Source organism: Roseobacter sp. HKCC-CH-9208 (assembly GCF_037805125.1).
Classification (GTDB): domain Bacteria; phylum Pseudomonadota; class Alphaproteobacteria; order Rhodobacterales; family Rhodobacteraceae; genus M30B80.
Genome location: NZ_JBBLYK010000001.1, coordinates 882,198 through 907,563, shown reverse-complemented (window position 1 = coordinate 907,563; position 25,366 = coordinate 882,198). Strand labels below are relative to the sequence as shown.

Sequence of the window (25,366 nt, the reverse complement as noted above, 5' to 3'; positions counted from 1 at the left end):
CCTATGCCTTTCCTGCCTTAGACAAAGATGAGGGTGAGAATGGTCAGCGCCACCGCGCCCACAATCATGGCCCATCCCATGCGATCTGCTGCCTCAAGCTCTAGCCCGCGACCAGTGTCCCAGATCAGGTGACGCAGCCCGCCAAGCGTGTGATACCACAGCCCCAATACGGAAAGCGTCATCACAACATCTCCAAGCAACGATGTCATCAGCCCGTCTACGAGATCGAAATAGGCCTTCCCTGTCGCTGCGGCAAATAGCCACCAAACGATAAGCAAAGCCGAGCCAAGCATCGCGATACCCGTGATGCGGTTTAGGATTGATGTCGCGGAATTGAGCTGTTTGCGATAAATCTGCAAATGCGGCGACAAAGGGCGACTGCCCCGATTTACGTCTGCCATTCTGGGAACCCTCTCAGGTTGTCTTGGTCTGGTCGTCTGTTCAACGACCATCCATACCCGAATTTTCGCCCCTGTCACGGGGAGAGTGAACGCTAACAGGTGAATTAAGGGCAGAATTAGGTGATTTATTGCCGCAGTTGACCCTTTGTGATCACATTTAGAAATCCTGTGATCACTAAATTTCTATGGAATCTCAGCGTGGCATGAGTGTCCAGTAATCCAGATCAAGCAACACATGGGGCAGATATTTTCCTGCCTCATCGCGCAGCTGTCCTGCGGTGCCTGCCGCGCTGGTGGCAACCAATCGAAGGCGCAGCGCGCCGATATCTGGCGATGCAGTCTCAGCTTTGTCCAACACTTCAGACCATGCGCGGATTGTCGTGCCTGCAAAGCATGGGTTGGCATGGGCGCCCGCGTTTATGCCTGCAATCATCTGCGCATTGGCCAAGCCATTAAAGGACAAAGCCCGCGCCATGGAGATGACATGTCCCCCATAGATCAATCGCTGGCCGTCATCGCGGAAGGTCGCGTCAAAATGCACTTTGGCCGTATTCTGCCAAAGGCGGGTGGCCATCATATGTTCGGCCTCCTCGATGGTGACGCCGTGCACATGGTCGATCACCTCGCCAATTTCATAATCCCCCCAAAGATGCGGCTCTCCTGCCAGAGTGGTCGGGTAATTGGCGAAGGTAAGGCCTTGGGGAATAGCCAAATCGTCTGGTGCAATGACCTTTGCCAAATCTGGGATCACGGTTTCTGGTGCGGCGGCATCAAGATTGTTTTTGCGCACCATGACCCAACGCACATAATCAAGCACCACATCGCCATTTTGATTGCTGCCTTGTGTGCGCACATAGACCACGCCAGATTTACCATTGGAATTTTCTTTGAGGCCAATGACCTGACTTTTTGAGGTCAGGCTGTCACCTGCGTAAACGGGCTGCAAAAACCGCCCCTCAGCATAGCCCAAATTAGCAACGGCATTGAGCGAAATATCTGGCACAGTTTTGCCAAAGACGATGTGGAAGGTGATCAGGTCATCCAATGGGCTTTGAGCTAGCCCGCAGGATTGGGCAAAAGCATCAGAGGAATGCAACGCGTGGCGTGCAGGATAGAGCGCGTGATAGAGAGCCCGCTCTCCACCCGAAACTGTGCGTGGAACGGCATGCTCAATCACTTGGCCGAGGCGATAATCCTCGAAAAAATTGCCAGAATTGGTTTTCATGCCGCCATTCCTTTGCGTGTTTATTGCTGACCGAGTTTCATATCGGCGTGATAGGCATCTGCGATTGTCTTCGTCACTGCCTGCGCGCAGCGCATTTTGTTGGTGCTTGGATCAAAGGCGTAAGATGGGCTGCCATAGAGCACCCATCCCTTCGCTAGCGCATCTGACACTTTGTGGCAGAAGGCCGATGTGTCCTCTTCGGTAAGAAGTCTATAAATTACGTTTGCCTCAGCCATAGGGGAAATACCCCAGTAATGTGTGGATATAGCCCACAATTCCCATCACGATGATCCCGATGACAAGGGCCAAGATGTCCTTGACGATACTTGGATTGGCGGGACGCACCCAATCGCGACCTTGGCGGTTGATGATGATGACTGAGGCCACGGCCCAAGCCAACATTCCCCCAAACAAAATGATTGAGGCCAAATCGTCATTCACCAAGATATGGGCAATAGCCCAAGCCTTAATCGCAGACAGTTGTTTGTGGCGGATGCGGGCCGAGAGGGTGCCCGACATGTGCGAAAGCGCGAACAGCCAAAACGCGATCAGCACCAAAAGATTGTTGATATGGGTAAAGAAGGCTGGGGGTGACCAAATCTGCACAACGGGTGCTGCACGATAGCCGATGATCATCAGCACAACACCTGCAAGCATCGCAAAGGTCAGGATCAGCCGACCTTTAGGATCCCCCATGTTGGCACGAAAATCAGGTGCAAGCCGTTTGACCCAATGCCCGCCCGCGAACAGGACAAGCCCAAGGATGAGAAGGAGATAGCCCATTAAATTTGCTCCAATTCTGCAATTGCTTCTGCTTTTGCAAGCATGGCACGGGCTGTCTCGACATGGAGGTTTTCAACGATCTTACCATCTACAACCGCGACTGCCTCGCCACGCGCGATGGCGGCATCATAGGCGTCTATCTGTCGGCGGGCGAGGTCAATTTCAGGCTCAGACGGAGAAAAGACCTTATTTGCAATCTCAAGCTGCGCGGGATGGATCAAGGTTTTTCCATCCATGCCCCAATCGCGCCCCTCAAGGCATTCGGCATGAAGACCATCTTCATCCTTGAAGGCGTTATAAACCCCATCAATACAAACAATTCCATGGGCGCGTGCGGCCATGAGGCAGGATTGCAGCGCGAAATGCATCGCGCCTCTGGTGCGCGATCCTAGATCCTTGGCCAAATCATTCGTGCCCATGATAAAACCCGCCATGCGCGGGGCTGCGGCAATTGCGGCGGCATTCAAGATGCCCAGTGGCGTTTCCATCATCGCCCAAATCTGGGTATCCCGCGCTGCGTGTATTGTGTCGAGTAGGGCCGCAACCGCCTCAATATCCGCGGCGGTGTTCACTTTTGGCAGTAAGATCGCTTCAGGGCCAATCGCGGCAAGAGCCACCAGATCGTCCTTGCCCCAGACTGTGTCGCTGCCGTTGATCCGCACGATTTGTGCGCGCTTGCCATAGCCGCCCTGTTGCAGGCGATTTTTAAGAATGTCACGCGCTGCTATTTTCTCATCAGGGGCGACCGCATCCTCAAGATCAAAGATAATCGCATCAGTTTGAAGCGTCTGCGCCTTTTCCAAGGCACGTTCCTTAGAGGCAGGAATATAGAGAACGGAGCGATAAGGGCGGGCGCTGCGTGCGGATGGATCGGACATATGGCCCCCTTTGGGCTGATTGATTCTGCGTTGCAGCATAAAAAGCAGGATGGGCGTGCGACCGCAAGTTACGTTTTGACGCATCTATAAGAAATTTTATTACGCACGCCTTGCTGGTCAGAATAGCCCATCGTAAATTAACTTCACGCCCGTCAGCACCAATGCGACATAGGTGATCCCAAAAAATAGCCGCTCTGGGATGGCGTGATGGGCCTTAACACCCACCCATGTGCCGAAAATGGCAACAGGGGCAAGCAGCGCCACATCGCCCATCAAGTCCCATGAGAAGAGGCCAAGATAGGCGTAGCTTGCGAATTTCATCAGGTTGATTGCCCAAAACACAATAACCGTGGTCGCTTGGTATAATGTCTTTCCCACATTACGTTGCGACAGCATAAACACTGCTACCGCAGGCCCGCCTGCGTGGGAAATAAAGCTTGTGAAGCCTCCTGCGATGCCCGCGATGATGCCATCCCGACTTGAGAAATCGCGCGCGCGCGGGGAAATCCACCCCCGCGCGCGCGCCAATTGAAACAGGGGAAAGAGCAATGCAATCGCCCCAATCATGAGGCGCAGCGCATCAGCTGAGATGATTTTGAACAGTAAGATCCCAGCGATACAGCCAAAGACAGACCCAATCATAAGCACCCGGGTTGAGGGGCCATCCCATTGCTTCCAATAGGGTTTGAGGGCTGAGAAATCCATGATGATCAGAAGGGGCAGCATAAGGGCCAAGGCGTGGGTCGGCTCGAGAACGACAGCGAGAATCGCTGACGAAACAAACCCAATGCCAGACCCAAATCCGCCCTTTGAAATGCCTGCGACAAAGACCGCAAATGCCGCCAGCAGCCATAGCCATCCCTCTAGCATTTTGCCCTCTTTGTTCGCTGAATTATGACCAAAATACAGTGTTTTGAGTGAAGGGAAACCCCCGATGCTCGGGCCGCATATGGTGCGTCATGCGCTTTGTGCCGCAGCGCAGAGACTTGCAACGAGGCAGGGGCGGATGTAGGGGTCGCTTCAGTTTCAACACGGATCCGGAGACATTTCTCATGGCCAGACCTAAGATTGCACTGATCGGCGCAGGACAGATTGGCGGCACGCTTGCCCATCTCGCGGCGCTAAAAGAATTGGGCGACGTTGTCCTTTTTGATATCGCCGAGGGCACCCCGCAGGGCAAAGCCCTTGATATCGCCGAATCTGGGCCTTCTGAAAAATTCGATGCCAAGCTCAAGGGCACGAATGATTACGCCGATATCGCGGGCGCTGATGTGTGCATTGTGACTGCAGGTGTTCCTCGTAAGCCTGGCATGAGCCGCGATGATCTTTTGGGGATCAACCTCAAAGTCATGAAATCTGTTGGCGAAGGCATTCGCGATCATGCGCCCAATGCCTTTGTGATCTGTATCACCAACCCATTGGACGCAATGGTTTGGGCCTTGCGCGAATTTTCTGGCCTGCCGCATGAAAAGGTTTGCGGCATGGCAGGCGTTTTGGACAGCGCGCGCTTCCGCCATTTCTTGGCGGAAGAGTTTGACGTGTCCATGAAAGACGTCACAGCGTTTGTTTTGGGCGGCCATGGTGACACGATGGTGCCTTCTGTGCGCTACTCAACAGTTGCAGGTGTTCCTTTGCCTGACCTGATTGAAATGGGTTGGACAACGAAGGATCGCTTGGATGCCATCGTGCAGCGCACCCGTGATGGTGGGGCTGAAATCGTGGGTCTTTTGAAAACGGGCTCTGCATTCTATGCGCCTGCGACATCCGCGATTGAGATGGCCGAAGCCTACCTTAAAGACCAGAAGCGTGTTTTGCCATGCGCGGCCTATTGTGATGGCCAGTTTGGCCTGAAAGGCATGTATGTTGGTGTTCCCACAGTCATCGGTGCAGGCGGTGTTGAGCGCATCGTTGAGATCAAGCTGACCAAAGACGAGAAAGCGATGTTCGACAATTCTGTCGCTGCCGTGAAGGGTCTTGTGGATGCTTGTAAAGGCATCGATGAGAGCCTCGCTTGATCTAAGTGAAGAATTCCAAAACTTATCTAAAAGGCGGCGCTTTGCGCCGCCTTTTTTGGTTTTGATGAATGGTGAGTCGGCAAAGTTAATACACTCTTAAAGCGAGTAGGCCGCGGCCCTGCCTTGGAAACCCGTTTGTGATCACGCTTATTTTTTCTGTGATCACAAATGTCGAATTTTGCGCTTAAAACTAAGCTGTTGGGCAGATTGCCGTTTATTTTATGCGGCGGGATGTGCTTACACGCCGTGAAACGACAGCAACACACGGGACAGTTTCATGAACATTCATGAATATCAAGCGAAAGCCTTGCTTCGCCAATACGGCGCACCGGTCAGTGATGGCCGCGTTGTTCTAAAAGCCGAAGAGGCCAAAACCGCAGCGGGCGAATTGGATGGCCCGCTTTGGGTGGTCAAGGCGCAGATCCACGCAGGCGGTCGTGGCAAGGGTAAGTTCAAAGAATCCGATGCGGGCGAAAAAGGCGGCGTACGCCTTGCCAAGTCGGTCGAAGAGGCCGCAGCCGAAGCCAAAAAGATGTTGGGCCGCACCCTTGTGACCCATCAAACTGGCCCGGTCGGCAAAGTTGTGAACCGCATCTATATCGAAGATGGGTCGGGCATTGAGCGCGAGCTTTACCTCGCCCTTTTGGTGGATCGCCAATCGAGCCGTATCTCCTTCGTCTGCTCCACTGAGGGCGGCATGGATATCGAAGATGTGGCCGCAAAGACACCAGAGAAAATCCTGTCTTTCGCTGTTGATCCTGCCACTGGATACCAAGCCTTCCACGGGCGCCGCATTGCCTTTGCGGTTGGCCTTGAAGGCAAGCAGGTCAAAGAATGCGTAAGCCTGATGGGCATCCTCTATAAGGCCTTCGTTGAGAAGGATATGGAGATGTTGGAAATCAACCCGCTGATCGTGACGGATGAGGGCAGCCTCAAGGTGCTGGACGCGAAAGTTGGTTTTGATGGCAACGCCATTTATCGCCATGCAGATATTGCTGCGCTGCGTGATGAGACCGAAGAAGACGCCAAAGAATTGGCCGCATCCAAATTTGACCTGAACTACATCGCGCTTGATGGCGAGATTGGCTGTATGGTCAACGGCGCGGGTCTTGCAATGGCCACGATGGATATCATTAAGCTCTATGGCGCTGAGCCCGCGAACTTCCTTGATGTGGGCGGCGGTGCAACCAAGGAAAAGGTGACCGAGGCGTTCAAAATCATCACCTCTGACCCCAACGTAAAAGGTATTCTTGTGAATATCTTTGGCGGCATCATGCGCTGCGACATCATCGCCGAAGGCGTTGTGGCCGCAGTGAAAGAGGTGGGTCTGCAGGTGCCACTGGTCGTGCGCCTTGAAGGCACAAACGTGGAGAAGGGCAAGGAGATCATCAACACCTCTGGCCTCAATGTGATCGCGGCTGACAATCTGTCGGACGCGGCCCAGAAAATCGTTAAAGCGGTGAAAGGCTGAGCTTATGGCTGTTCTTGTCGATGAAAATACAAAAGTCATTTGTCAGGGTTTCACGGGAAGCCAAGGCACATTCCATTCTGAACAGGCGATTGCTTACGGCACAAAAATGGTTGGTGGCGTGACCCCTGGTAAAGGCGGTCAGACCCATCTTAACCTGCCCGTTTTTGACAGCGTGCATGAGGCGAAAGCCAAAACCGAAGCAAACGCATCGGTGATCTATGTGCCACCGCCCTTTGCGGCTGACTCCATCCTTGAGGCGATTGATGCTGAGATGGAATTGATCATCTGCATCACCGAAGGCATCCCTGTGCTGGATATGATGAAGGTCAAGCGTGCTTTGGAGAATTCATCTTCCAAGTTGATCGGGCCAAACTGCCCCGGTGTGATTACACCTGACGCCTGCAAAATCGGCATCATGCCGGGTCATATCCATCGCCGTGGGTCGGTTGGTGTGGTGTCGCGCTCTGGCACCTTGACCTATGAGGCGGTGAAGCAAACCACAGATGTGGGTCTGGGTCAGTCCACTTGTGTTGGCATCGGGGGTGACCCCATCAAAGGCACCGAACATTTGGATGTGTTGGAATGGTTCTTGGCGGACGATGAAACCCAGTCGATTATCATGATCGGTGAAATCGGTGGTTCCGCGGAAGAAGAAGCGGCGCAATTCCTTAAAGACGAAGCCAAGCGTGGCCGCAAGAAGCCTGTGGCGGGCTTTATTGCAGGGCGCACGGCCCCTCCAGGCCGCCGTATGGGCCATGCTGGCGCAATTGTTGCCGGCGGCAAAGGCGGCGCAGAAGATAAGATCGAAGCGATGAAATCCGCAGGGATCGTGGTGGCAGACAGCCCCGCAACCCTTGGTGAAGCAGTTCTCAAAGCAATCGGTTAAACACAGTTGCCTCGCGCGCTCAATTTGATCGTGCGGGGCTATTCCATTTCTCAGGTGCGGTCATGACTGAACAAAGCCCGAATGATATCTTCCACGCCTCAAGCTTTATGCAGGGGCATAATGCCGAATATCTCGAACAGCTTTATGCGCGTTATGCGCAAGACCCAAATTCGGTCGAAGAAAGTTGGCGGGCGTTTTTTGCTTCGCTTGGCGATGCACCAGCTGATGCAAAGGCCGAGGCCGCAGGCCCCTCTTGGGCGCGTGGTGACTGGCCGTTGCAGCCTGCCGATGATTTGACCCGTGCGCTCACGGGCGAGTGGCCTGCCGCAGCGGTCGAAGTCAAAGGCGCAGAAAAGAAAATCCGCGAAAAGGCGGCAGATGCAGGCATCGAGTTGACCGATGCACAGGTGCAGCGCGCAGTTTTGGACAGTATCCGCGCGCTTATGATCATCCGTGCCTATCGTATCCGTGGTCATTTGATTGCCGATATCGATCCGCTTGGCATGCGTGACCAGACCCCCCACCCAGAACTTGATCCGCGCAGCTATGGTTTCACCGATGCGGATATGGATCGTCCGATTTTCATCGACAATGTTTTGGGCCTGCAAATGGCCTCAATGCGCCAGATCATGGAGATCGTGAAGCGCACCTATTGTGGCACATTCGCGCTGCAATATATGCACATCTCTGATCCTGAGCAGTCCAGTTGGCTCAAAGAGCGGATTGAGGGTTATGGCAAAGAGATCGCCTTCACCCGCGAGGGCCGTAAGGCCATCTTGAACAAATTGGTCGAGGCCGAAGGTTTTGAGAAATTCCTCCATGTGAAATACATGGGCACAAAGCGTTTCGGCCTTGATGGTGGCGAGGCGTTGATCCCCGCGATGGAGCAAATCATCAAACGTGGTGGCGCGCTTGGCGTGAAAGAAATCGTGATTGGCATGCCCCACCGCGGGCGCCTCAGCGTTTTGGCCAATGTGATGGGCAAACCTTACCGCGCGATTTTCAACGAATTCCAAGGCGGCAGCTTTAAGCCTGAAGATGTCGATGGATCAGGGGATGTGAAATATCACTTGGGCGCGTCTTCGGATCGCACTTTTGATGATAACACTGTCCACCTTTCCTTGACCGCGAACCCAAGCCACCTTGAGGCGGTTAACCCCGTTGTTCTGGGCAAAGTGCGCGCCAAGCAAGATCAGTTGGGCGACACAGAACGTCACCAAGTTTTGGGTATCCTTTTGCATGGTGATGCGGCTTTTGCGGGGCAGGGTGTGGTTGCGGAAGGCTTGGGGCTTTCGGGCCTGCGCGGCCACCGCACAGGTGGCACAATCCATATCGTGGTGAATAACCAAATCGGCTTTACCACCGCGCCCCATTTCAGCCGTTCTTCGCCCTATCCGACAGATATTGCTTTGATGGTTGAGGCGCCGATTTTCCATGTCAACGGGGACGATCCCGAAGCCGTTGTTCATGCCGCAAAAGTTGCTACGGAATTCCGTCAGAAATTCGGCAAAGATGTTGTGATTGATATCTTCTGCTATCGCCGCTTTGGTCACAACGAAGGCGATGAGCCGATGTTCACCAACCCGATGATGTATAACCGCATCAAGAAGCACAAAACGACCTTGCAACTCTATACCGAGCGTTTGGTGCAGGACGGGCTGATCCCCGAAGGTGAAATCGAAGATATGAAGGCGGCCTTCCAAGCCCGTCTGAATGACGAGTTTGAGGCAGGTAAGGAATATAAGCCTAACAAAGCGGATTGGCTTGATGGCCGTTGGAGCCATCTCAACCGCGAGGGCGAGGATTACCAACGCGGTGAGACAGCAATCAAGCCCAAGACGATGAAAGAGGTCGGCAAGGCCTTGGTGACCGCGCCCCAGAACTTCGTGCTGCATAAGACTGTGGCGCGTCTTTTGGAAACGAAACAAGAGATGTTCGACACGGGCCAAGGGTTTGATTGGGCGACTGCCGAGGCTTTGGCCTTTGGCAGTTTGCTGACCGAAGGATATCCAGTTCGCCTTGCAGGCCAAGACAGCACCCGTGGCACATTCAGCCAGCGCCATTCGGGCCTGATCCATCAGGAGAGCGAGGAACGCTATTATCCTCTCAATAACATTCGTGAGGGCCAAGCGCGCTACGAGGTCATCGACTCGATGCTGTCCGAATATGCGGTGCTGGGCTTTGAATATGGCTACAGCCTTGCGGAACCGAATGCCTTGGTCATGTGGGAAGCGCAATTTGGCGATTTCGCCAATGGCGCGCAAATCATGTTTGACCAATTCATCTCATCGGGCGAAAGCAAATGGTTGCGGATGTCTGGATTGGTGATGCTGTTGCCGCACGGGTTTGAGGGCCAAGGCCCCGAGCATTCCTCCGCGCGTCTTGAGCGGTTCTTGCAAATGTGTGGTCAAGACAACTGGATTGTGGCCAATTGCACCACACCCGCCAATTATTTCCATATCTTGCGCCGCCAGATCCATCGCAGCTTCCGTAAGCCATTGGTTCTGATGACGCCGAAATCCCTTTTGCGGCATAAAAAGGCCGTCTCACGTGCGGAGGAGTTCACAACAGGGTCTTCCTTCCACCGCGTGCTGTGGGATGATGCCCAATATGGCAATTCGGATCTCAAGCTGAAATCAGACGATAAAATCCGCCGTGTCGTGATCAGTTCAGGCAAGGTCTATTATGACTTGCTTGAAGAGCGCGATGCGCGTGGTCTGGATGATGTCTATCTCTTGCGTCTTGAGCAGTTCTATCCATTCCCTGCGATGTCGCTGATGAAGGAATTGGAGCGCTTTAAGACCGCAGAGATTGTCTGGTGTCAGGAAGAGCCGAAAAACCAAGGGGCTTGGACATTCGTTGAACCAAATCTTGAATGGGTTCTGACACGGATTGGCGCAACCCATAGCCGCGCCACTTATGCAGGCCGCGCCGCTTCGGCTTCGCCTGCGACTGGCTTAGCCTCACAACATAAAGCACAGCAAACCGCGCTCATCAATGAAGCGCTGACGATCGAAGGGTAAAGACAATGGCGACAGAAGTCCGCGTGCCCACTTTGGGCGAATCCGTGACCGAGGCCACCGTGGCAACTTGGTTCAAAAAACCAGGGGATACAGTCGCGCAGGATGAGATGCTGTGCGAATTGGAAACCGATAAAGTGACTGTTGAAGTTCCTGCCCCCGCCGCAGGCACATTGGGCGAAATCGTTGCGGGCGAGGGCGAGACGGTTGGCGTTGATGCCTTGCTGGCCACAATTGCGGCCTCGGGTGCAGGCACCACTGCTGCTGCCCCTGCCGCAAAGCCAGCGGCCGCTGCGTCTTCGGGTGCATCGGTCGATATTATGGTTCCCGCGTTGGGCGAGTCTGTGACCGAAGCCACCATCGCCACATGGTTTAAACAGATCGGCGATACGGTCGCACAAGACGAGATGCTGTGTGAATTGGAAACAGACAAAGTGTCGGTCGAGGTTCCCGCCCCCGCTGCAGGTGTTTTGGCGCGCATTGATGCGGCCGAAGGTGCGACTGTAAATGCAGGTGGGCAGCTTGGTGTCATTTCCACCGATGGCGCGGCTGTCGCCGCCCCTGCCGCAGCACCCGCTGCGGCCCCTGCTGCCGCTGCACCGACAAGCAGAGGTCGGGATGTAGAAGATGCCCCATCAGCCAAGAAGCTGATGGCGGAAAAAGGCATTGACCCCGCGGCTGTTCAAGGCTCGGGCAAGGATGGACGCATCATGAAAGAAGATGTTTTGAAGGCCGCAATTGCCCCCGCTGCCGCGCCTGCTGCTGCCCCTGCCGCCGCTCCGCGTGCGCCTGTGGCCGCAGAGGATGCTGCCCGCGAAGAACGGGTCAAAATGACCCGTCTGCGCCAGACGATTGCAAAGCGTCTGAAGGATGCGCAAAACACCGCAGCGATCCTGACCACCTATAACGAGGTGGACATGACTGAGGTGATGGCCCTGCGCAACGCCTATAAAGACGAGTTCGAAAAGAAGCACGGCGCGCGTTTGGGCTTTATGTCCTTCTTCACCAAGGCCTGTATCCACGCCTTGAAAGAGGTGCCTGAGGTGAACGCTGAAATCGATGGCACCGACATCGTCTACAAAAACTTCGTTCATATGGGCATCGCGGCAGGCACGCCGCAGGGTCTGGTTGTGCCAGTGATCCGTAACGCCGATCAGATGTCTTTTGCCGAAATCGAAAAGGCGATTGCCGAAAAGGGCAAGCGCGCGCGCGATGGCAAGCTGTCTATGACCGAGATGCAGGGCGGCACGTTCACCATTTCGAATGGTGGGGTTTACGGCTCGCTCATGTCCTCGCCCATTTTGAACCCGCCACAATCGGGTATTTTGGGGATGCATAAAATCCAAGACCGCCCCATGGTCATTAATGGCGAGATCAAAATCCGCCCGATGATGTATCTGGCGTTGTCCTATGACCACCGCATTGTCGATGGCAAAGGTGCGGTGACCTTCCTTGTCCGCATCAAGGATGCACTGGAAGACCCACGCCGTTTGTTGATGGATCTCTGATCCCCACAACGACTTAGAACACGACCGCGAAACGCCCCCGTTCTGGCTGCATAGGATGGGGGCTTTTTGCTGCCTAATACCCTGCCACGCGATCCACCAGATGCAAGAGGGCCTCGCCCGCCTCACCACGGCGGATATTCTCGGCAATGGTTTCCGATGCCGTCTCGGCCCTTGTGGCAGAGGCGATATGCGGGGTTACAGTGACCCGTGGATGGCGCCAATAGGGATGTGAGGCAGGCAGGGGTTCGATACTGAAAACATCCAAAGTGGCCGCTGCGATCTTGCCTGTATCAAGGGCGGCCAAAAGCGCGGCATCCTCGATCAAACTGCCACGTCCTGGATTGATGATCTTGGCCCCATGGGGCAGGGCGGCGAGGGTGGTTTGATTGATCACCCCGCGCGTGGCGGCGGTGTCGGGCAGAAGTGTTACCAAAATCTCGGCATGGCGCACTGCATCGAAAAGCCCGTCTTCACCATGATAGCAGGCGATGCCTTCGATTGATTTGGGGCTTCGCGACCAGCCTGCGACATCAAATCCAATCCGCGCAAGGCTTTGCGCTGCAGCCGCGCCCAATACACCAAGACCCAAGATGGTCACCTTGCGATCCCGCGCCAAGGGCGGCACCAAATTGGGGCGCCAGACCCCATCTTGTCCTGCAAGGAAATCGTCAATCATGAGGTGATAACGCAGCACATGACCCGTGACGAATTCGAGCATACCTTGCGTTAGGCCATAATCGACCATGCGGGCAAGCGGCATGGTGATTGTTTCATTGCCGACAATATCCTCAACCCCTGCCCAAAGGCTCAGCACGGCCTTTGCGCGGGTGAAGGGGGTAAAATCCTGTAGCCCCGAATTGGGGGCGTAGATGATATAATCCGCCTCAGCTGGGTCAGCTTCAGTGGTTAGGCCCGTGGTATCAACCCCTGCCTTCTGCAACGCCTTGCGCAGTGCGGGTTCATATTCCGCCCATTTTTCAGATTTTGCAGCGAAAAGGATGGTGGGGGATGGCATGGCCTGCTCCTGATATATGAGATGCGATTAGGGCTATCAGAGGGCGCAGGGCGGGAAAACCCGCCAATTTCACTTTAGCGTGGACGATGGATATGGGCCGATTGTACCAAACCAAACGCTGCTAAAAGCACCATCATTGCTGAGCCGCCATAAGAGACGAGCGGCAAAGGCACGCCCACCACGGGGGCCAACCCCATGACCATTGCCATATTGATCGCGAAGTAGAGGAAAAAGGTTGCTGCAATCCCAATGCTAAGCAGCGAGGCAAAGCGATCTTTGGTGGAAAGGGCCGTCCAAATACACAAGGCTACAATCAGTAGATAGATAAACAGGAGGGAGGATGCACCGATAAAGCCGAATTCCTCAGCCAAGGTCGTGAAGATGAAATCGGTGTGTTTTTCGGGCAAAAAGTTTAAGCGGCTTTGCGTGCCTTCCATAAATCCCCGTCCAGAAAACCCGCCCGATCCAAGCGCGATCTGACTTTGGGTGATGTGGTATCCGGCGCCAAGCGGGTCTTGGGTTGGATCGAGGAAGGTGTCGATGCGGCGGAATTGGTAATCTTTGATCAATTGCCATGATGTGCCGCGTGATGCGAACACAGCAAAGACCGCGCCCACGCCCGCCGCAATCAACCCGCCAAAATAGGCCCAGTGAACGCCCGCGGCAAAAACCACCGCGCCACCGCCCAAAAGCAGCAGGAGGGCTGTGCCCAGATCGGGCTGCTTCAGGGTCAAAAACACAGGCACCAAGATCAAGAGCAGTGGCGGCAGGATATAGAGCGGATGCGATTTCTTCGTGGTATCGAGGCGCGCATAATAGGCGGCCAAGACCATCACGATGGTGATTTTCGCCAATTCGGAGGGTTGCAAGCGGAACCCACCAAGGTCAATCCATCGTTGTGCGCCCATACCGACCGTGCCAAAAAACTCGACCACGAGCAGCAACACAAGCGAGAACGCATAGCCCAACCATGACACCATCCGCCAAAAGGCAATTGGGATTAGCGCGATGATGAACATTGCGGCCATGCCGAGCGCGAAACGCTGCACTTGCGGAATGACCCAAGGTCGTGTTGAGCCCCCCGCAACTGAATAAAGCATCATAAACCCGATGCAGGCCACAAGGGTCAGAAGTAACACAAGCGGCCAGTTGAAATACAGCACCTTGCGCCACCCGCTTGGCATCGTATTGATCTGGTAGAGTGAAAAACTCATGCGCGGCTTGTCCCTGTGGTGCCAGATGTTGGGGCATCTGGACTGCCGCGCCGCGGCAAAAGGGTCATGGCGGCATGGCGCTCTTGCACTGCCGCCCGCTGGTTTGCGGGATAGGCGTGCAACGGGGGCAGATCATCAAACATCGCATAAAGCAAAATGTCGCGCGCAAGGGGCGCTGCTGCCGCCGACCCGCCGCCGCCATGTTCCACAATCAGGGCAATGGCATAGCGTGGTGCGTGTGCGGGGGCATAGCCCACAAAAAGGGCATGATCGCGCCGCTCCCACGGCAGGTCTTCATTGCGGATCACGCCTGCGGACCGCTCGGCGGCGGTGATATTGCGCACTTGGCTTGTTCCTGTTTTGCCCGCAATCAAATAGTCCTGCAAAACAGTGCGGCTGCCTAAGGCTGTGCCGCGCGCGCCATTGGAGACTTCAAACATCCCATCGCGAATTTTTGTCAGATTGGCAGGATTTACATCCAAAGGCATGATGGCAGGGTAATCAGGCTCTACCCCGTCCACGCTGCGAATAAGACGCGGATTAAGGTTTAGGCCAGAGGCAAGCCGCGCGGTCATCACAGCCAGTTGCAACGGTGAATTAAGAACAAAGCCCTGACCGATTGACGCGTTGAGCGTGTCGCCCATCACCCATGGCTCGCCACGGTTGGATAATTTCCAATCCATCGTGGGCGCAATGCCCGTGGCTACGCCTGAAAGGGGCACATCATGGCGCACGCCGCAGCCCAGCCGTTCGGCCATGGCTGAAATGGCGTCAATGCCCACGCGTTGCGCAAGATCGTAATAATAGACGTCGCAGCTTTGCGCGATGCTTTGCACCATATCTATCCGACCATGGCCACCCCGCTTCCAGCAATGAAAGCGTCGATTGCCCAACTGTAGGGATCCACCACAAAACACAGTGTCGGACGGATCAATTAACCCTGCCTCTAGCGCGGCCAAGGCCACGACCATTTTATAGGTCGATCCGGGCGGGTAGAGGCCCTGCGTGGCTTTGTTGGCCAAGGGGCGGTAGGGGTCGGTGTTGAGCGTTTCCCAGATGGACGAGGGGATGCCGCGCACAAAGAGGTTCGGATCATAGGTGGGCGCTGACGCCAAGGCGAGAACGTCGCCATTTTGGGTGTCGATCACCACCGCGCCCGCGCTTTCGCCTTCAAGCCGCGCTTCGGCATAGTTTTGGAGATAGGCATCAACTGTCAGTTGCACATCCGCACCAGGTTGGGCCTCACTGCGGTCAAGCTCGCGCATCACGCGACCTGCGGCGTTCACCTCGACCCGCTTGCTGCCTGCGCGCCCGCGCAAGACATCCTCAAGCCGCGCTTCGACATTGTAGCGCCCGACTTGGAAATCGGGGATTTGCAGCACGGGATCCGTGTCCCCTGTCGTCTCAAGATAATAGTCCGAGACGGGCCCCACATAGCCCACAATGTGAGAGAAATCTGCCCCAAGCGGATAATCCCGCGACAATCCCACATCAGGCGTGATCCCTGGAAGTGCGGGGGCATTGACCGAAACCAGAGAGAACTCCTCCCATGATAGACGATCTGCAATGGTGACAGGCACGAAGGGCGGGCGGGACATCATCTCGTCACGTGCCCGATCTAGTTTCGCGCGGTCGATATTCACAATGCGGCTTAAGCGCGACAGCACCAAATCTATATCCCCCGCATCCTCGCGCACCATCGTGATGCGGTAATTGGGCGAGTTGTCGGCCAGAACTGTGCCATGGCGGTCATAGATCACCCCACGCGCAGGGGGTAACAGGCGGAGGTTGATCCGATTTTCTTCAGCCAAAAGCCGAAAATCATCAGCCCGCTCAAGTTGCAAATAGCGCATGCGCCCTGCCAGCACGAGGCAGGTGGTGCTCATAAGCCCACCCAAAACCAACGCGCGGCGGGACATTTGCGCGTTATTATCTTGGTTTTTGCGTTTCTGACTGCGGGCCATGGTTAAACATTGTCTGGGTCTGCGGCGGATAGTCTATCCAACCCGAGCAAGTATTTCGAGATCACAACCAGCGCGGGGTAAGCTGCGATGGTCACAATCGCGCGCAAGGCCACCTCGCCAAAGGGGGGCTGATCCGCCAAAAGCAATGTCAAAAGCACCCGCTCGGCCAAAGTAACAGCCAAGATCACGGCGGTCACAGTGCCGAACTCGCTGAGAAACGTCATGTTTTCGATTTGCGGCTGGCGTTTGCGCAGACTTTCGGTGGCTAAGACTATCAGCAGCGCGCCCAAGCCGACAGGCGCATGGGTCAAAAAGTCTGAGATTAAGAAAACGATGGCAATAGCCCCAAGCGGGACAACATTGGGATGCCTGAGCAGCCAAGCAAGGGTTAGCGCCGTGATCAAGTCGGGGCTTGGCAGACTACCTTCGTCAAAACCTAAAGGCAGGATTTGCCAAAGAAGGATGAACAGGCAGAGCGCCAGATAATAAGCGCGATAAATCCATATGCGGAGGGTCAAAGGGTCGGTCATCTGCCATCCCCCTCCGTGTCTTGTGCTGCGGCGGTTTCTGGCACGGGGTCGGCTTCGATCTGATCCCCTGTTTCCCCATTTTCGGGCAAGGGAGGGCCGATCAACGTGTCGCTGTCATTGAGCGGCACAACATCGGGGTTGCGCATGACCCGCAGGAAATTCAGCCGACCAAAATCAGCAGCAAGGCGTGCGCGCAGGTCGCGTTCTGGGTCAACGACCACTTGGCCAACCAAGAGCCCCGCAGGGTATAATCCGTCCGCCCCCGATGTCACGATACGATCCCCTGCGGCGATGTCTTCGGGGGTTTCGATGAAATCAATAAGCGGGGCGGCGCTGTTGTCGCCTGTCAGCAGGGCCTGCTGACCAGACGGTTGGATCAATACAGGCACGCGGCTGTTGCTATCAGTTAACAATAAAACGCGCGCTGTGCGTTCTCCAAGGCCCGCGATCCGTCCGACCAAGCCAAGCCCGTCCATGGCGGCCCATCCGTCTTCCACCCCATCGCGCGCGCCCACATTCAGCAGAACTGAGCGGCGGAACGGCGATCCGCTATCAGCCATAACAATCCCTGAAATCCAAGTCAGCGATGGGTCAGGCTTAACGCGGTTCAAATCCAAGAGGCGGGCATTTTCTTGTTCAAGCTGAATCGCCGCCTCACGCCATGCGCGCATCTGTTGCAACTCGCGGCGCAGCTGTTCGTTCTGTTCGTAGAGGTGCGCGTAAGATTGGAAATCATCGACCATCCGCGCAAGCCCAGTAACGGGTGCCATAGCCCATTCCATGTTGGGAACGATGCGATCTACCACAGCGGCGCGGATGCGTTCTGCGCGCGGGTTGTCAATGCGCCACAGCAAGATGAACCCGAAAAGGACGATGATCAGAATGACCACCAAAAGGCGGCGTGTTGGATTGGCGAGATTTTCCTCGTGTCTATCCCGTGCCATATCCGCATAACCTTGTCATCTCGCCTCAGCCTCTCTGCCCGTAGACAGGAGACTGACCCAATCACGACTCGTAATCAATGGCGTGGCGGAGTTGCTTTTCATATTCAAGTGCCTTGCCCGTGCCAAGTGCGACGCAATTGAGGCTTTCATCCGCAACGGAAATGGCGAGGCCAGTCTGTTCACGCAGCGCCAGATCAAGTTCGCCCAAGAGTGCACCGCCACCTGTTAGCATAACCCCGCGATCTACGATATCAGCCGCCAAATCTGGTGGTGTCGCTTCAAGCGCGCTCATCACCGCCTCGCAAATCTGTTGCACAGGTTCAGACAGCGCCTCGGCCACATGGGCTTGGTTCAGTTCAATCTCTTTTGGAACCCCGTTTAAAAGGTCACGGCCACGGATTGCCATAACTTGCCCTTTGCCATCACGCGGCATGATTGCGGTGCCGATGGTTGTTTTGATCCGCTCAGCCGTGCTTTCCCCAACAAGCAAGTTATGCTGACGGCGCAGATAGGAGATGATTGCCTCATCCATGCGGTCGCCGCCGACCCGAACAGAGCGGGCATAGACCACATCTGCAAGTGACAAGACCGCCACCTCTGTGGTGCCGCCGCCAATATCAACAACCATGTTGCCCGTTGGGTCTGTGATGGGCATCCCTGCGCCAATGGCGGCTGCGATGGGTTCTGAGATCAGGCCCGCCTTGCGCGCGCCTGCGCCCAACACGGACTGACGAATTGCGCGCTTTTCAACGGGGGTGGCCCCGTGCGGCACGCAAACGATAATCTTTGGCTTAGTGAAAGTTGTGCTTTTATGCACTTTGCGAATGAAATGTTTGATCATTTCTTCCGCAACATCGAAATCTGCAATCACCCCATCCCGCATCGGACGGATCGCCTGAATGGAACCAGGGGTGCGGCCCAGCATCAGCTTGGCATCCTCGCCAAAGGCCAGTGCCTTTTTCACGCCGTCCTTGACCTGATAAGCCACCACGGAGGGTTCGTTAAGAACAACACCCTTGCCACGCACATAGACCAGCGTGTTTGCGGTGCCCAAATCAATCGCCATATCGGCAGTGAATAGTCGTCCAAGTCCAAAGGCCATAATGTGGCGATCCCAAATAGTCATCCTACGCAGCCGAGGTTGACCCGTTAGCAGCCGATCATCCTCTGAACCGCATATAGGCAAAGGCCCATGGTAAGGTAAAGAACAATAAGGGCGTTTTTACCAAACCGCCGATGGTTGTAGCAAAAATCCGCCCCAAATGTGGGGCGGATTTTAGGATTGGCTTAGTTTGCGTCCCGATAGGAAACCTCCTTGCGGTCGCCGCCCGCTTTCCCACGCCGCAGGATCAGACGATTGAGCGCGTTGATATAGGCCTTCACGCTTGCCACAACGGTATCGGTATCTGCTGATTGCGCGGTTGCAATGCGTCCCTCTTCTTCCATCCGCACCGAGACGGTGGCTTGCGCATCGGTGCCTTCGGTCACCGCATGCACTTGGTAAAGTTGCAAACGGGCCGAATGTGGGAAGGCTTGTTTGACGGCATTAAAGGCGGCATCCACAGGGCCATCACCCGTTGCCACAACAGTTTTTTCTTCATCTCCCACACGGATCACCAGATCCGCATTCTGGGGGGCTTCGGTGCCGCAGATGACACGCAGGAATTTCAGTTCCAGATGGTCAGAGGCATCAATGGCGCCTGCATCTGTCACCAAGGCGATGATGTCGTCGTCAAACACTTCTTTCTTGCGGTCTGCCAATGCTTTGAAGCGCACGAATACATCGTTGAGCTGATTATCGGCCAATTCAAAGCCCAAATCCCTGAGCTTTGCGCGCAAGGCCGCGCGACCAGAGTGCTTGCCCAGTGGCAGCGATGTCCCAGAGAGGCCGATATCCTCGGGGCGCATGATTTCGAACGTGTCGGCCGATTTCAGCATTCCATCTTGGTGGATGCCCGATTCATGCGCAAAGGCATTTTTACCGACAATCGCCTTGTTGAACTGCACAGCAAACCCTGAAACTGTGCTAACGCGGCGCGAGATGTGCATGATTTTCTTAGCATCCACGCGGGTGTGATAGGGCATGATGTCATTGCGCACGCGCATGGCCATCACGACCTCCTCAAGGGCGGTGTTTCCTGCCCGCTCACCCAAGCCGTTGATGGTGCATTCAATCTGACGCGCCCCGCCTTCCACTGCGGCCAAGGCATTGGCGGTCGCCATGCCGAGGTCATTGTGACAATGGGTGGCGAAGATGACATCCTCTGCGCCAGGCACATCCGCGATAAGGCGTTCAATCAGGCGCGCGCTCTCGCGGGGGGCTGTGTAGCCGACTGTGTCGGGGATGTTGATGGTGGTCGCGCCTGCCTTGATGGCAATTTCTACAACGCGCTTGAGATAATCCCATTCGGTGCGGGTGGCGTCCATCGGCGACCATTGGATATTGTCGCAAAGATTGCGCGCATGGCTGACCGTCTCGTGGATGCGCTCGGCCATTTGATCCATCGAGAGGTTCGGGATCGCGCGGTGTTGGGGCGAGGTGCCGATAAACGTGTGGATGCGCGGGCTTTTGGCGTGGCGAACCGCCTCCCAGCAGCGGTCAATGTCTTTGAAATTCGCACGCGCAAGGCCGCAGATCGTGGCATTTTGGGTTTGCTTGGCAATCTCGGAGACAGCCGCAAAATCACCTTCTGAGGCAATTGGAAAACCAGCCTCGATGATATCAACACCCATCTCGTCAAGAAGGGCTGCGATCTCGAGCTTTTCAGCATGGCTCATGGTCGCGCCTGGGCTTTGTTCGCCATCGCGCAATGTCGTGTCAAAAATCAAGACGCGGTTTTTATCGTTCGTCATTGGGTTCTCTCCCCAGCCAGTCTTTTGCGGCCCTGTGCATCTGCAAAGCGGCCTTGTCAATCAATGATGCTTTGTTTTGGTGAAGCTTTCGGCGCTAAATCCCCCCTGAGCGGTCGCGCCGACTGGCACGCTCAGAGGCGGCTAAGAAGAAGCGCTAGCAATGCGTTTAGGCCGCCTGCTGGGCGGCTGTGCATCGCTGTCATATGTATCGCAGTCTTGGTCATGATGCGCAGACTATGCCGCGCAAGATCAGGGATGAAAACCCCCTTTTTCACCCCAATGTCAAACTTGCCCCGCCTGCGCCGCCCCCTACATCACGCCCTATGACAGAGAATAGATTTCAGCGCGTTCTCATTGTGGGCGCATCAGGTGGCATCGGGCGCGCATTGGTTGCCCATTATCGCGAAAGTGGTGCTGAGGTGTCTAGCCTGTCGCGCCGCGAGGACGGCTTTGATCTGACCGCGCCTGCCACAGTCGAGGCCCATTTAGCGGCACAAACTGGCCCATTTGATTTGGTCGTTGTCGCCACAGGGGCGCTTGAGATTGACGGCAAAGGCCCTGAGAAATCTTTAAGCCACGTCAATGCAGACGCGCTTGCGCGGCAATTTGCGATCAACGCCATTGGCCCCGCTTTGATCTTGCGCCATGTGCCGCGCTTGATGGATCAGCAGGGCGCGGGCGTCTGTGCCGTCTTGTCCGCGCGGGTGGGATCGATCGGGGATAACCGCGCCGGCGGGTGGTATGGCTATCGGGCGGCAAAGGCTGCGGTCAATCAGATCGTGCGGACAGGGGCGATTGAATTGGCGCGCAGTCACAAAGGCGCGGCCTTGATTGCCCTACATCCTGGCACAGTGCGCACAAAATTCACCGAAAACTATCTTGGGCGCCATCCTGCCGTTGCGCCCGAGGAGGCCGCCGCGAATATCGCGCGTGTTTTGGCAGGGATCGGCCCCGCGCAAACAGGCCAGTTTTTCGATTGGAAAGGCGAGCCTGTGCCATGGTGAATTCCCCGCCCCGCTTGATCCTGATTTTAGGGGATCAATTAAGTCCCGCTATCGTGGCGTTGCGCGAAGCAGATAAATCCCGCGACATCGTGGTCATGGCTGAAGTGTGGGATGAAGCGAGCTATGTGCCGCATCATCCCAAAAAAATTGCCTTGATCTTTGCAGCAATGCGCAAATTCGCGCAAGAATTGCGGAATGATGGCTGGTCTGTCGCATACACCCGCCTTGACGATGCGCAAAATGCGCAATCCTTGGTGGGTGAAGTCATCCGCCGCGCTGCTGAAACCGGCGCACAAGAGGCGATTGCCACAGCCCCTGCCGAATGGCGCGTGATTGCCGCCTTGGAGGATTGCCCAATCCCCGTTCATCAATTTCCTGATGATCGTTTTTTGTGTCATGCCTCAGAATTCGCCGATTGGGCCGAAGGGCGTAAAGAATTGCGAATGGAGTTTTTTTACCGCGAAATGCGCCGCAAAACAGGGATTTTGATGGCGGGTGATCACCCTGAAGGGGGAAAATGGAACTTCGACCATGACAATCGCGAACCGCCAAAGGAGGGGCTGTCCAATCGTATGCCCCCGCAATTTGAACCAGATGAAACCGTCCTTGAGGTGCTTGATCTGGTTGAGTTGCGATTTGGCGCACATTTTGGCCGCTTGCGCCCCTTTTGGTTTGCGACAACCCGCGCCGAGGCTTTGGTCGCGTTAGAAGATTTCATCCAGAACCGCCTCCCTGATTTTGGGCGGTATCAAGATGCAATGGTGCAGGGCGAGGCGTTTCTGAACCATTCGATCTTGTCGATGTATTTGAACATTGGGCTGTTGAATTGGCGCGAGATTTGTGAGGCGGCTGAGGCAGCCTACCGCAAAGGAACGGCGCCCCTAAATTCGGTCGAGGGGTTCATTCGCCAGATCATTGGTTGGCGTGAATATATTCGCGGCATTTATTTCCTTGAGGGGCCAGATTACACATCGCGCAACGCGCTTGGGCATAGCCGTAGCTTGCCTGCGTTTTACTGGTCGGGCGATACGGACATGGCCTGTCTGCGGGATGCGATCCTGCAAACGCGTGACCATGCCTATTCGCACCACATCCAACGCTTGATGGTGACGGGGAATTTTGCGCTTCTTGCGGGGGTTGATCCCAAAGAGGTGCATGAATGGTATCTGGCGGTTTATGCCGATGCCTTTGAATGGGTCGAAGCTCCCAATGTGATTGGGATGAGCCAATTCGCCGATGGCGGCATTGTGGCCTCAAAACCATATGTCTCGGGCGGCAATTATATCCATAAGATGTCAAATCATTGTGGGCGTTGCGCTTATAAGGTGAAAGAAAAAATTGGGGCGCAAGCCTGCCCCTTTAATGCGTTCTATTGGCATTTCTTGATCCGAAACAAAGAAAAATTCGCAAAAAATCCGCGTATGGCGCAAATGTATCGCGTTTGGGCCAAGATGGATGCCGATACATGCGCCGCAACCCTTGAGACAGCCGAGGCCAATTTAGCGCGGATTGATCAATTGTGAGGATCATTTTGGGGCTTCCCAAACCCGTGGGATTTTGCACATAGCTTAATGGTGCCTCCTGCCGATCATTGGGATCGGGGCAGGGTGGTGCGATGGGTTTCTGACATGATGGATGTTTACGCTGCCCCTGCGGCATTCACCGAGGCTGAATGTCTGCGTATTTTGGATCAGATCGCGTCTGCCCCTACCCGCGATGCGAAACTGGTGGGACTAGCGCAGCACCATAATGTGCGCCGTGCGGATCTGGTTTGGTTGGACGAGGTCGAGGGATGCGAATGGGTGACCGAGCGCGCGATTGATCTTGTGCGCGTGGCCAATCGTGAGATGTTTGATTTCGACATCACCGATTTTTCCGAAAGCCCACAGGTTGCCCGATATGACAGCAGCCGCGAAGGTCATTTTGATTGGCATTCCGATATTGGGGATGGCCGATTGGCCGCGCGGCGCAAATTAACCATTGTCATCCAACTTGATGCAGGGGTGGGATATCAGGGCGGGGATTTGCAGATCATGCCAAGCAACCACACTGTGACTGCCGCACGCGGGCGTGGGGATGCGGTGATGTTTCCGTCTTTCATGTTGCATCGGGTGACGCCCGTCACCAAAGGCACGCGCCATTCGCTGACCTTGTGGTGTCACGGCCCAAGCTTTCGCTAATGGGATTTCGCAACATCTCACCCGCAGCGATATGGACAAATCTGATGGGCTGTGAAACACGGGGCGCTTGAAACACAGGAGATTTCGAGCATGACAACAGTCACCCGTTTTGCGCCGTCCCCAACTGGCTATTTGCACGTTGGCAACCTGCGCACGGCTTTGTTCAATCACCTGATTGCGCGGCGCACAGGCGGCAAATTTATCTTGCGCCTTGATGATACGGATCCCGAACGCTCAAAGCAGGAATATGCGGATGCGATCCGCGAAGATTTGGAGTGGCTGGGCCTGACTTGGGATCAGGAGGAGCGCCAATCGGCGCGGCTTGATCGATACGAGGCCGCCGCCCAAGACTTGCGCGACAAAGGACGATTTTACGAGGCGTTTGAAACGCCCACAGAACTCGACCTTAAGCGCAAAAAACAACTGAATATGGGGCAGCCGCCTGTCTATGATCGCGCTGCGCTTAAATTGAGCGAGACCGAGCGCGATGCATTGCGCGCGGAGCGTGGTATGGGCGTTTGGCGGTTCTTGTTGGATCAAGAACGGATCGAGTGGACGGATGGCATTTTGGGCGATTTGTCGATTGACGCGGCCAGCCTGTCTGACCCTGTTTTGATCCGTCAAGATGGGCAGTTTTTGTATACATTGGCCTCGGTGGTCGATGACACAGAAATGGGCATCACCCATGTTGTGCGCGGGTCGGATCACGTGACCAATACAGCGACACAAATCCAGATTATGGCTGGCCTTGGCTTTGCTGCGCCTAACTTCGCGCATCATTCACTTTTGACAGGCCCGCAGGGTGAGGCGTTATCGAAACGACTTGGCACTTTGGCCTTGCGCGATTTGCGCGCAGCAGGAGTGCATCCTATGGCGTTGTTGTCGTTGATGGCGCGGCTTGGATCCTCCCAACCTGTTGAGATTGCAAGCAGTCTTGATGAGTTGGCTGCTGGATTTGATTTGGCGCATTTTGGCGCGGCCCCGACAAAATTTGATGTTGATGATTTATATCCGCTGACCGCACGCATTCTGGCAGCGCAAGATTTAAGCGTGGTGGCAGATGCGGTGCGGGCTGCGGGGGTGCCAGATAATCTCGCACGCCTATTCTGGCAGGTGACGCGTGAAAACATCACCACGCTGCATGATCTGGCGGGGTGGTGGCAGCTGTGCCGTGATGGTGCGGCCCCATTGGTAGACGCAGAGGATCAAGCATTCATTGCCGAGGCCCTCGCCCTGCTTCCTGAGCCACCTTACGGGCCAGAGGCATGGTCGAATTGGACGAACGCGGTGAAAGACGCCACGGGACGCAAGGGGAAATCCCTTTTCATGCCGCTGCGCAAAGCTGTGACAGGGCGTGAGCGCGGGCCTGAAATGGCCGATCTTTTGCAGTTGTTGCAAAACAAGCCCACGCTGTAAGCGCCTGTTGAAAGCACTGCCTTTTTCATGCCACCCTAATCACCATTGGGGTGGCAAAT

22 protein-coding genes are annotated in these 25,366 nt (G+C 55.4%); 9 read left to right on the top strand and 13 right to left on the bottom strand.

What is annotated here, in order from left to right:
• Window positions 1-17: 17 nt before the first annotated feature.
• The 6 genes from sdhC to AAC621_RS04455 form a co-directional block, all read right to left on the bottom strand.
• The gene (gene sdhC / locus AAC621_RS04480; RefSeq protein ID WP_340252615.1) at window positions 18-401 is read right to left on the bottom strand and encodes a succinate dehydrogenase, cytochrome b556 subunit; all 384 of its coding nucleotides are present in this window, start codon (window positions 399-401) and stop codon (window positions 18-20) included.
• Between the two features lie 193 nt (window positions 402-594).
• Window positions 595-1,626: a MaoC family dehydratase gene (locus AAC621_RS04475; protein WP_340252613.1), complete on the bottom strand. Its 1,032-nt coding sequence runs from the start codon at window positions 1,624-1,626 to the stop codon at window positions 595-597.
• 20 nt (window positions 1,627-1,646) lie between these two features.
• Entirely contained in the window at window positions 1,647-1,862 is a 216-nt protein-coding gene (locus tag AAC621_RS04470; protein WP_340252611.1) for a DUF1737 domain-containing protein, read from the bottom strand.
• Window positions 1,855-2,409, bottom strand: coding sequence for an NnrU family protein (locus AAC621_RS04465; RefSeq protein ID WP_340252609.1), 555 nt, complete (start codon window positions 2,407-2,409; stop codon window positions 1,855-1,857). The genes AAC621_RS04470 and AAC621_RS04465 overlap by 8 nt, the downstream gene beginning before the upstream one ends.
• The gene (locus AAC621_RS04460; protein WP_340252607.1) at window positions 2,409-3,287 is read right to left on the bottom strand and encodes an HpcH/HpaI aldolase/citrate lyase family protein; all 879 of its coding nucleotides are present in this window, start codon (window positions 3,285-3,287) and stop codon (window positions 2,409-2,411) included. Before AAC621_RS04460 ends, AAC621_RS04465 begins: the two co-directional genes overlap by 1 nt.
• Before the next feature lie 117 nt (window positions 3,288-3,404).
• Window positions 3,405-4,157 (bottom strand): sulfite exporter TauE/SafE family protein, encoded by a 753-nt coding sequence (locus AAC621_RS04455; RefSeq protein ID WP_340252605.1) that lies wholly within the window; start codon window positions 4,155-4,157, stop codon window positions 3,405-3,407.
• A gap of 182 nt (window positions 4,158-4,339) precedes the next feature.
• Here AAC621_RS04455 and mdh point away from each other — a divergent pair, with 182 nt between their 5' ends.
• From mdh to odhB, 5 genes are all read left to right on the top strand, one after another.
• Entirely contained in the window at window positions 4,340-5,302 is a 963-nt protein-coding gene (gene mdh / locus AAC621_RS04450) for a malate dehydrogenase (RefSeq protein WP_340252603.1), read from the top strand.
• Between the two features lie 277 nt (window positions 5,303-5,579).
• The gene (gene sucC / locus AAC621_RS04445) at window positions 5,580-6,773 is read left to right on the top strand and encodes an ADP-forming succinate--CoA ligase subunit beta (RefSeq protein ID WP_340252601.1); all 1,194 of its coding nucleotides are present in this window, start codon (window positions 5,580-5,582) and stop codon (window positions 6,771-6,773) included.
• 4 nt (window positions 6,774-6,777) lie between these two features.
• Window positions 6,778-7,659 (top strand): succinate--CoA ligase subunit alpha, encoded by an 882-nt coding sequence (gene sucD / locus AAC621_RS04440; protein WP_317656432.1) that lies wholly within the window; start codon window positions 6,778-6,780, stop codon window positions 7,657-7,659.
• Window positions 7,660-7,721: 62 nt separating this feature from the next.
• Window positions 7,722-10,682 carry a 2-oxoglutarate dehydrogenase E1 component gene (locus AAC621_RS04435; RefSeq protein WP_340252599.1) on the top strand — a complete coding sequence of 987 codons (2,961 nt, stop codon included), beginning with the start codon at window positions 7,722-7,724 and terminating at the stop codon, window positions 10,680-10,682.
• Between the two features lie 5 nt (window positions 10,683-10,687).
• On the top strand, window positions 10,688-12,187 hold the full coding sequence (gene odhB, locus AAC621_RS04430; protein ID WP_340252597.1) for a 2-oxoglutarate dehydrogenase complex dihydrolipoyllysine-residue succinyltransferase: 1,500 nt from the start codon (window positions 10,688-10,690) through the stop codon (window positions 12,185-12,187).
• Between the two features lie 73 nt (window positions 12,188-12,260).
• Here odhB and AAC621_RS04425 read toward each other — a convergent pair whose 3' ends face one another.
• The 7 genes from AAC621_RS04425 to AAC621_RS04395 form a co-directional block, all read right to left on the bottom strand.
• Window positions 12,261-13,202, bottom strand: a complete 942-nt coding sequence (locus AAC621_RS04425) for a 2-hydroxyacid dehydrogenase (RefSeq protein ID WP_340252595.1) — start codon at window positions 13,200-13,202, stop codon at window positions 12,261-12,263.
• 74 nt (window positions 13,203-13,276) lie between these two features.
• Window positions 13,277-14,416, bottom strand: a complete 1,140-nt coding sequence (gene rodA / locus AAC621_RS04420) for a rod shape-determining protein RodA (protein WP_340252593.1) — start codon at window positions 14,414-14,416, stop codon at window positions 13,277-13,279.
• Complete coding sequence (gene mrdA, locus AAC621_RS04415) at window positions 14,413-16,380, bottom strand: penicillin-binding protein 2 (protein WP_340252591.1); 1,968 nt, start codon at window positions 16,378-16,380, stop codon at window positions 14,413-14,415. Before mrdA ends, rodA begins: the two co-directional genes overlap by 4 nt.
• 2 nt (window positions 16,381-16,382) lie before the next feature.
• Entirely contained in the window at window positions 16,383-16,910 is a 528-nt protein-coding gene (locus AAC621_RS04410) for a rod shape-determining protein MreD (RefSeq protein WP_340252589.1), read from the bottom strand.
• Window positions 16,907-17,854, bottom strand: a complete 948-nt coding sequence (gene mreC / locus AAC621_RS04405; protein ID WP_340252587.1) for a rod shape-determining protein MreC — start codon at window positions 17,852-17,854, stop codon at window positions 16,907-16,909. The genes AAC621_RS04410 and mreC overlap by 4 nt, the downstream gene beginning before the upstream one ends.
• 61 nt (window positions 17,855-17,915) lie before the next feature.
• Entirely contained in the window at window positions 17,916-18,956 is a 1,041-nt protein-coding gene (locus tag AAC621_RS04400; RefSeq protein WP_317656701.1) for a rod shape-determining protein, read from the bottom strand.
• A 185-nt stretch (window positions 18,957-19,141) separates the two neighbouring features.
• A complete protein-coding gene (locus tag AAC621_RS04395) occupies window positions 19,142-20,707 on the bottom strand; it encodes a 2-isopropylmalate synthase (RefSeq protein WP_340252585.1) in 1,566 nt (521 codons plus the stop codon).
• Window positions 20,708-21,030: 323 nt separating this feature from the next.
• Between AAC621_RS04395 and AAC621_RS04390 the strand changes: the two genes are divergently transcribed.
• The 4 genes from AAC621_RS04390 to gltX all read left to right on the top strand — a co-directional run bounded on the left by AAC621_RS04390 (window position 21,031) and on the right by gltX (window position 25,307).
• Complete coding sequence (locus AAC621_RS04390) at window positions 21,031-21,711, top strand: SDR family NAD(P)-dependent oxidoreductase (RefSeq protein WP_340252583.1); 681 nt, start codon at window positions 21,031-21,033, stop codon at window positions 21,709-21,711.
• A complete protein-coding gene (locus tag AAC621_RS04385) occupies window positions 21,705-23,234 on the top strand; it encodes a cryptochrome/photolyase family protein (protein ID WP_340252581.1) in 1,530 nt (509 codons plus the stop codon). Before AAC621_RS04390 ends, AAC621_RS04385 begins: the two co-directional genes overlap by 7 nt.
• Before the next feature lie 105 nt (window positions 23,235-23,339).
• Window positions 23,340-23,891 (top strand): 2OG-Fe(II) oxygenase, encoded by a 552-nt coding sequence (locus AAC621_RS04380; protein ID WP_340252579.1) that lies wholly within the window; start codon window positions 23,340-23,342, stop codon window positions 23,889-23,891.
• 90 nt (window positions 23,892-23,981) lie between these two features.
• The gene (gene gltX / locus AAC621_RS04375; RefSeq protein WP_340252577.1) at window positions 23,982-25,307 is read left to right on the top strand and encodes a glutamate--tRNA ligase; all 1,326 of its coding nucleotides are present in this window, start codon (window positions 23,982-23,984) and stop codon (window positions 25,305-25,307) included.
• The last annotated feature ends 59 nt before the right edge of the window (window positions 25,308-25,366 follow it).

Excerpts from the sequence above, each read along its gene's own strand:
- AAC621_RS04465 (WP_340252609.1), bottom strand. The coding sequence starts at position 2,409 with ATGGGCTATCTCCTTCTCATCCTTGGGCTTGTCCTGTTCGCGGGCGGG.
- AAC621_RS04385 (WP_340252581.1), top strand. The coding sequence starts at position 21,705 with ATGGTGAATTCCCCGCCCCGCTTGATCCTGATTTTAGGGGATCAATTA.
- AAC621_RS04390 (WP_340252583.1), top strand. The coding sequence starts at position 21,031 with ATGACAGAGAATAGATTTCAGCGCGTTCTCATTGTGGGCGCATCAGGT.
- AAC621_RS04410 (WP_340252589.1), bottom strand. The coding sequence starts at position 16,910 with ATGACCGACCCTTTGACCCTCCGCATATGGATTTATCGCGCTTATTAT.
- AAC621_RS04400 (WP_317656701.1), bottom strand. The coding sequence starts at position 18,956 with ATGGCCTTTGGACTTGGACGACTATTCACTGCCGATATGGCGATTGAT.
- sucD (WP_317656432.1), top strand. The coding sequence starts at position 6,778 with ATGGCTGTTCTTGTCGATGAAAATACAAAAGTCATTTGTCAGGGTTTC.
- AAC621_RS04435 (WP_340252599.1), top strand. The coding sequence starts at position 7,722 with ATGACTGAACAAAGCCCGAATGATATCTTCCACGCCTCAAGCTTTATG.
- rodA (WP_340252593.1), bottom strand. The coding sequence starts at position 14,416 with ATGAGTTTTTCACTCTACCAGATCAATACGATGCCAAGCGGGTGGCGC.
- AAC621_RS04395 (WP_340252585.1), bottom strand. The coding sequence starts at position 20,707 with ATGACGAACGATAAAAACCGCGTCTTGATTTTTGACACGACATTGCGC.
- mreC (WP_340252587.1), bottom strand. The coding sequence starts at position 17,854 with ATGGCACGGGATAGACACGAGGAAAATCTCGCCAATCCAACACGCCGC.
- sdhC (WP_340252615.1), bottom strand. The coding sequence starts at position 401 with ATGGCAGACGTAAATCGGGGCAGTCGCCCTTTGTCGCCGCATTTGCAG.
- sucC (WP_340252601.1), top strand. The coding sequence starts at position 5,580 with ATGAACATTCATGAATATCAAGCGAAAGCCTTGCTTCGCCAATACGGC.
- gltX (WP_340252577.1), top strand. The coding sequence starts at position 23,982 with ATGACAACAGTCACCCGTTTTGCGCCGTCCCCAACTGGCTATTTGCAC.
- AAC621_RS04460 (WP_340252607.1), bottom strand. The coding sequence starts at position 3,287 with ATGTCCGATCCATCCGCACGCAGCGCCCGCCCTTATCGCTCCGTTCTC.
- AAC621_RS04380 (WP_340252579.1), top strand. The coding sequence starts at position 23,340 with ATGATGGATGTTTACGCTGCCCCTGCGGCATTCACCGAGGCTGAATGT.
- mdh (WP_340252603.1), top strand. The coding sequence starts at position 4,340 with ATGGCCAGACCTAAGATTGCACTGATCGGCGCAGGACAGATTGGCGGC.
- AAC621_RS04455 (WP_340252605.1), bottom strand. The coding sequence starts at position 4,157 with ATGCTAGAGGGATGGCTATGGCTGCTGGCGGCATTTGCGGTCTTTGTC.
- AAC621_RS04470 (WP_340252611.1), bottom strand. The coding sequence starts at position 1,862 with ATGGCTGAGGCAAACGTAATTTATAGACTTCTTACCGAAGAGGACACA.
- odhB (WP_340252597.1), top strand. The coding sequence starts at position 10,688 with ATGGCGACAGAAGTCCGCGTGCCCACTTTGGGCGAATCCGTGACCGAG.
- AAC621_RS04425 (WP_340252595.1), bottom strand. The coding sequence starts at position 13,202 with ATGCCATCCCCCACCATCCTTTTCGCTGCAAAATCTGAAAAATGGGCG.
- AAC621_RS04475 (WP_340252613.1), bottom strand. The coding sequence starts at position 1,626 with ATGAAAACCAATTCTGGCAATTTTTTCGAGGATTATCGCCTCGGCCAA.
- mrdA (WP_340252591.1), bottom strand. The coding sequence starts at position 16,380 with ATGGCCCGCAGTCAGAAACGCAAAAACCAAGATAATAACGCGCAAATG.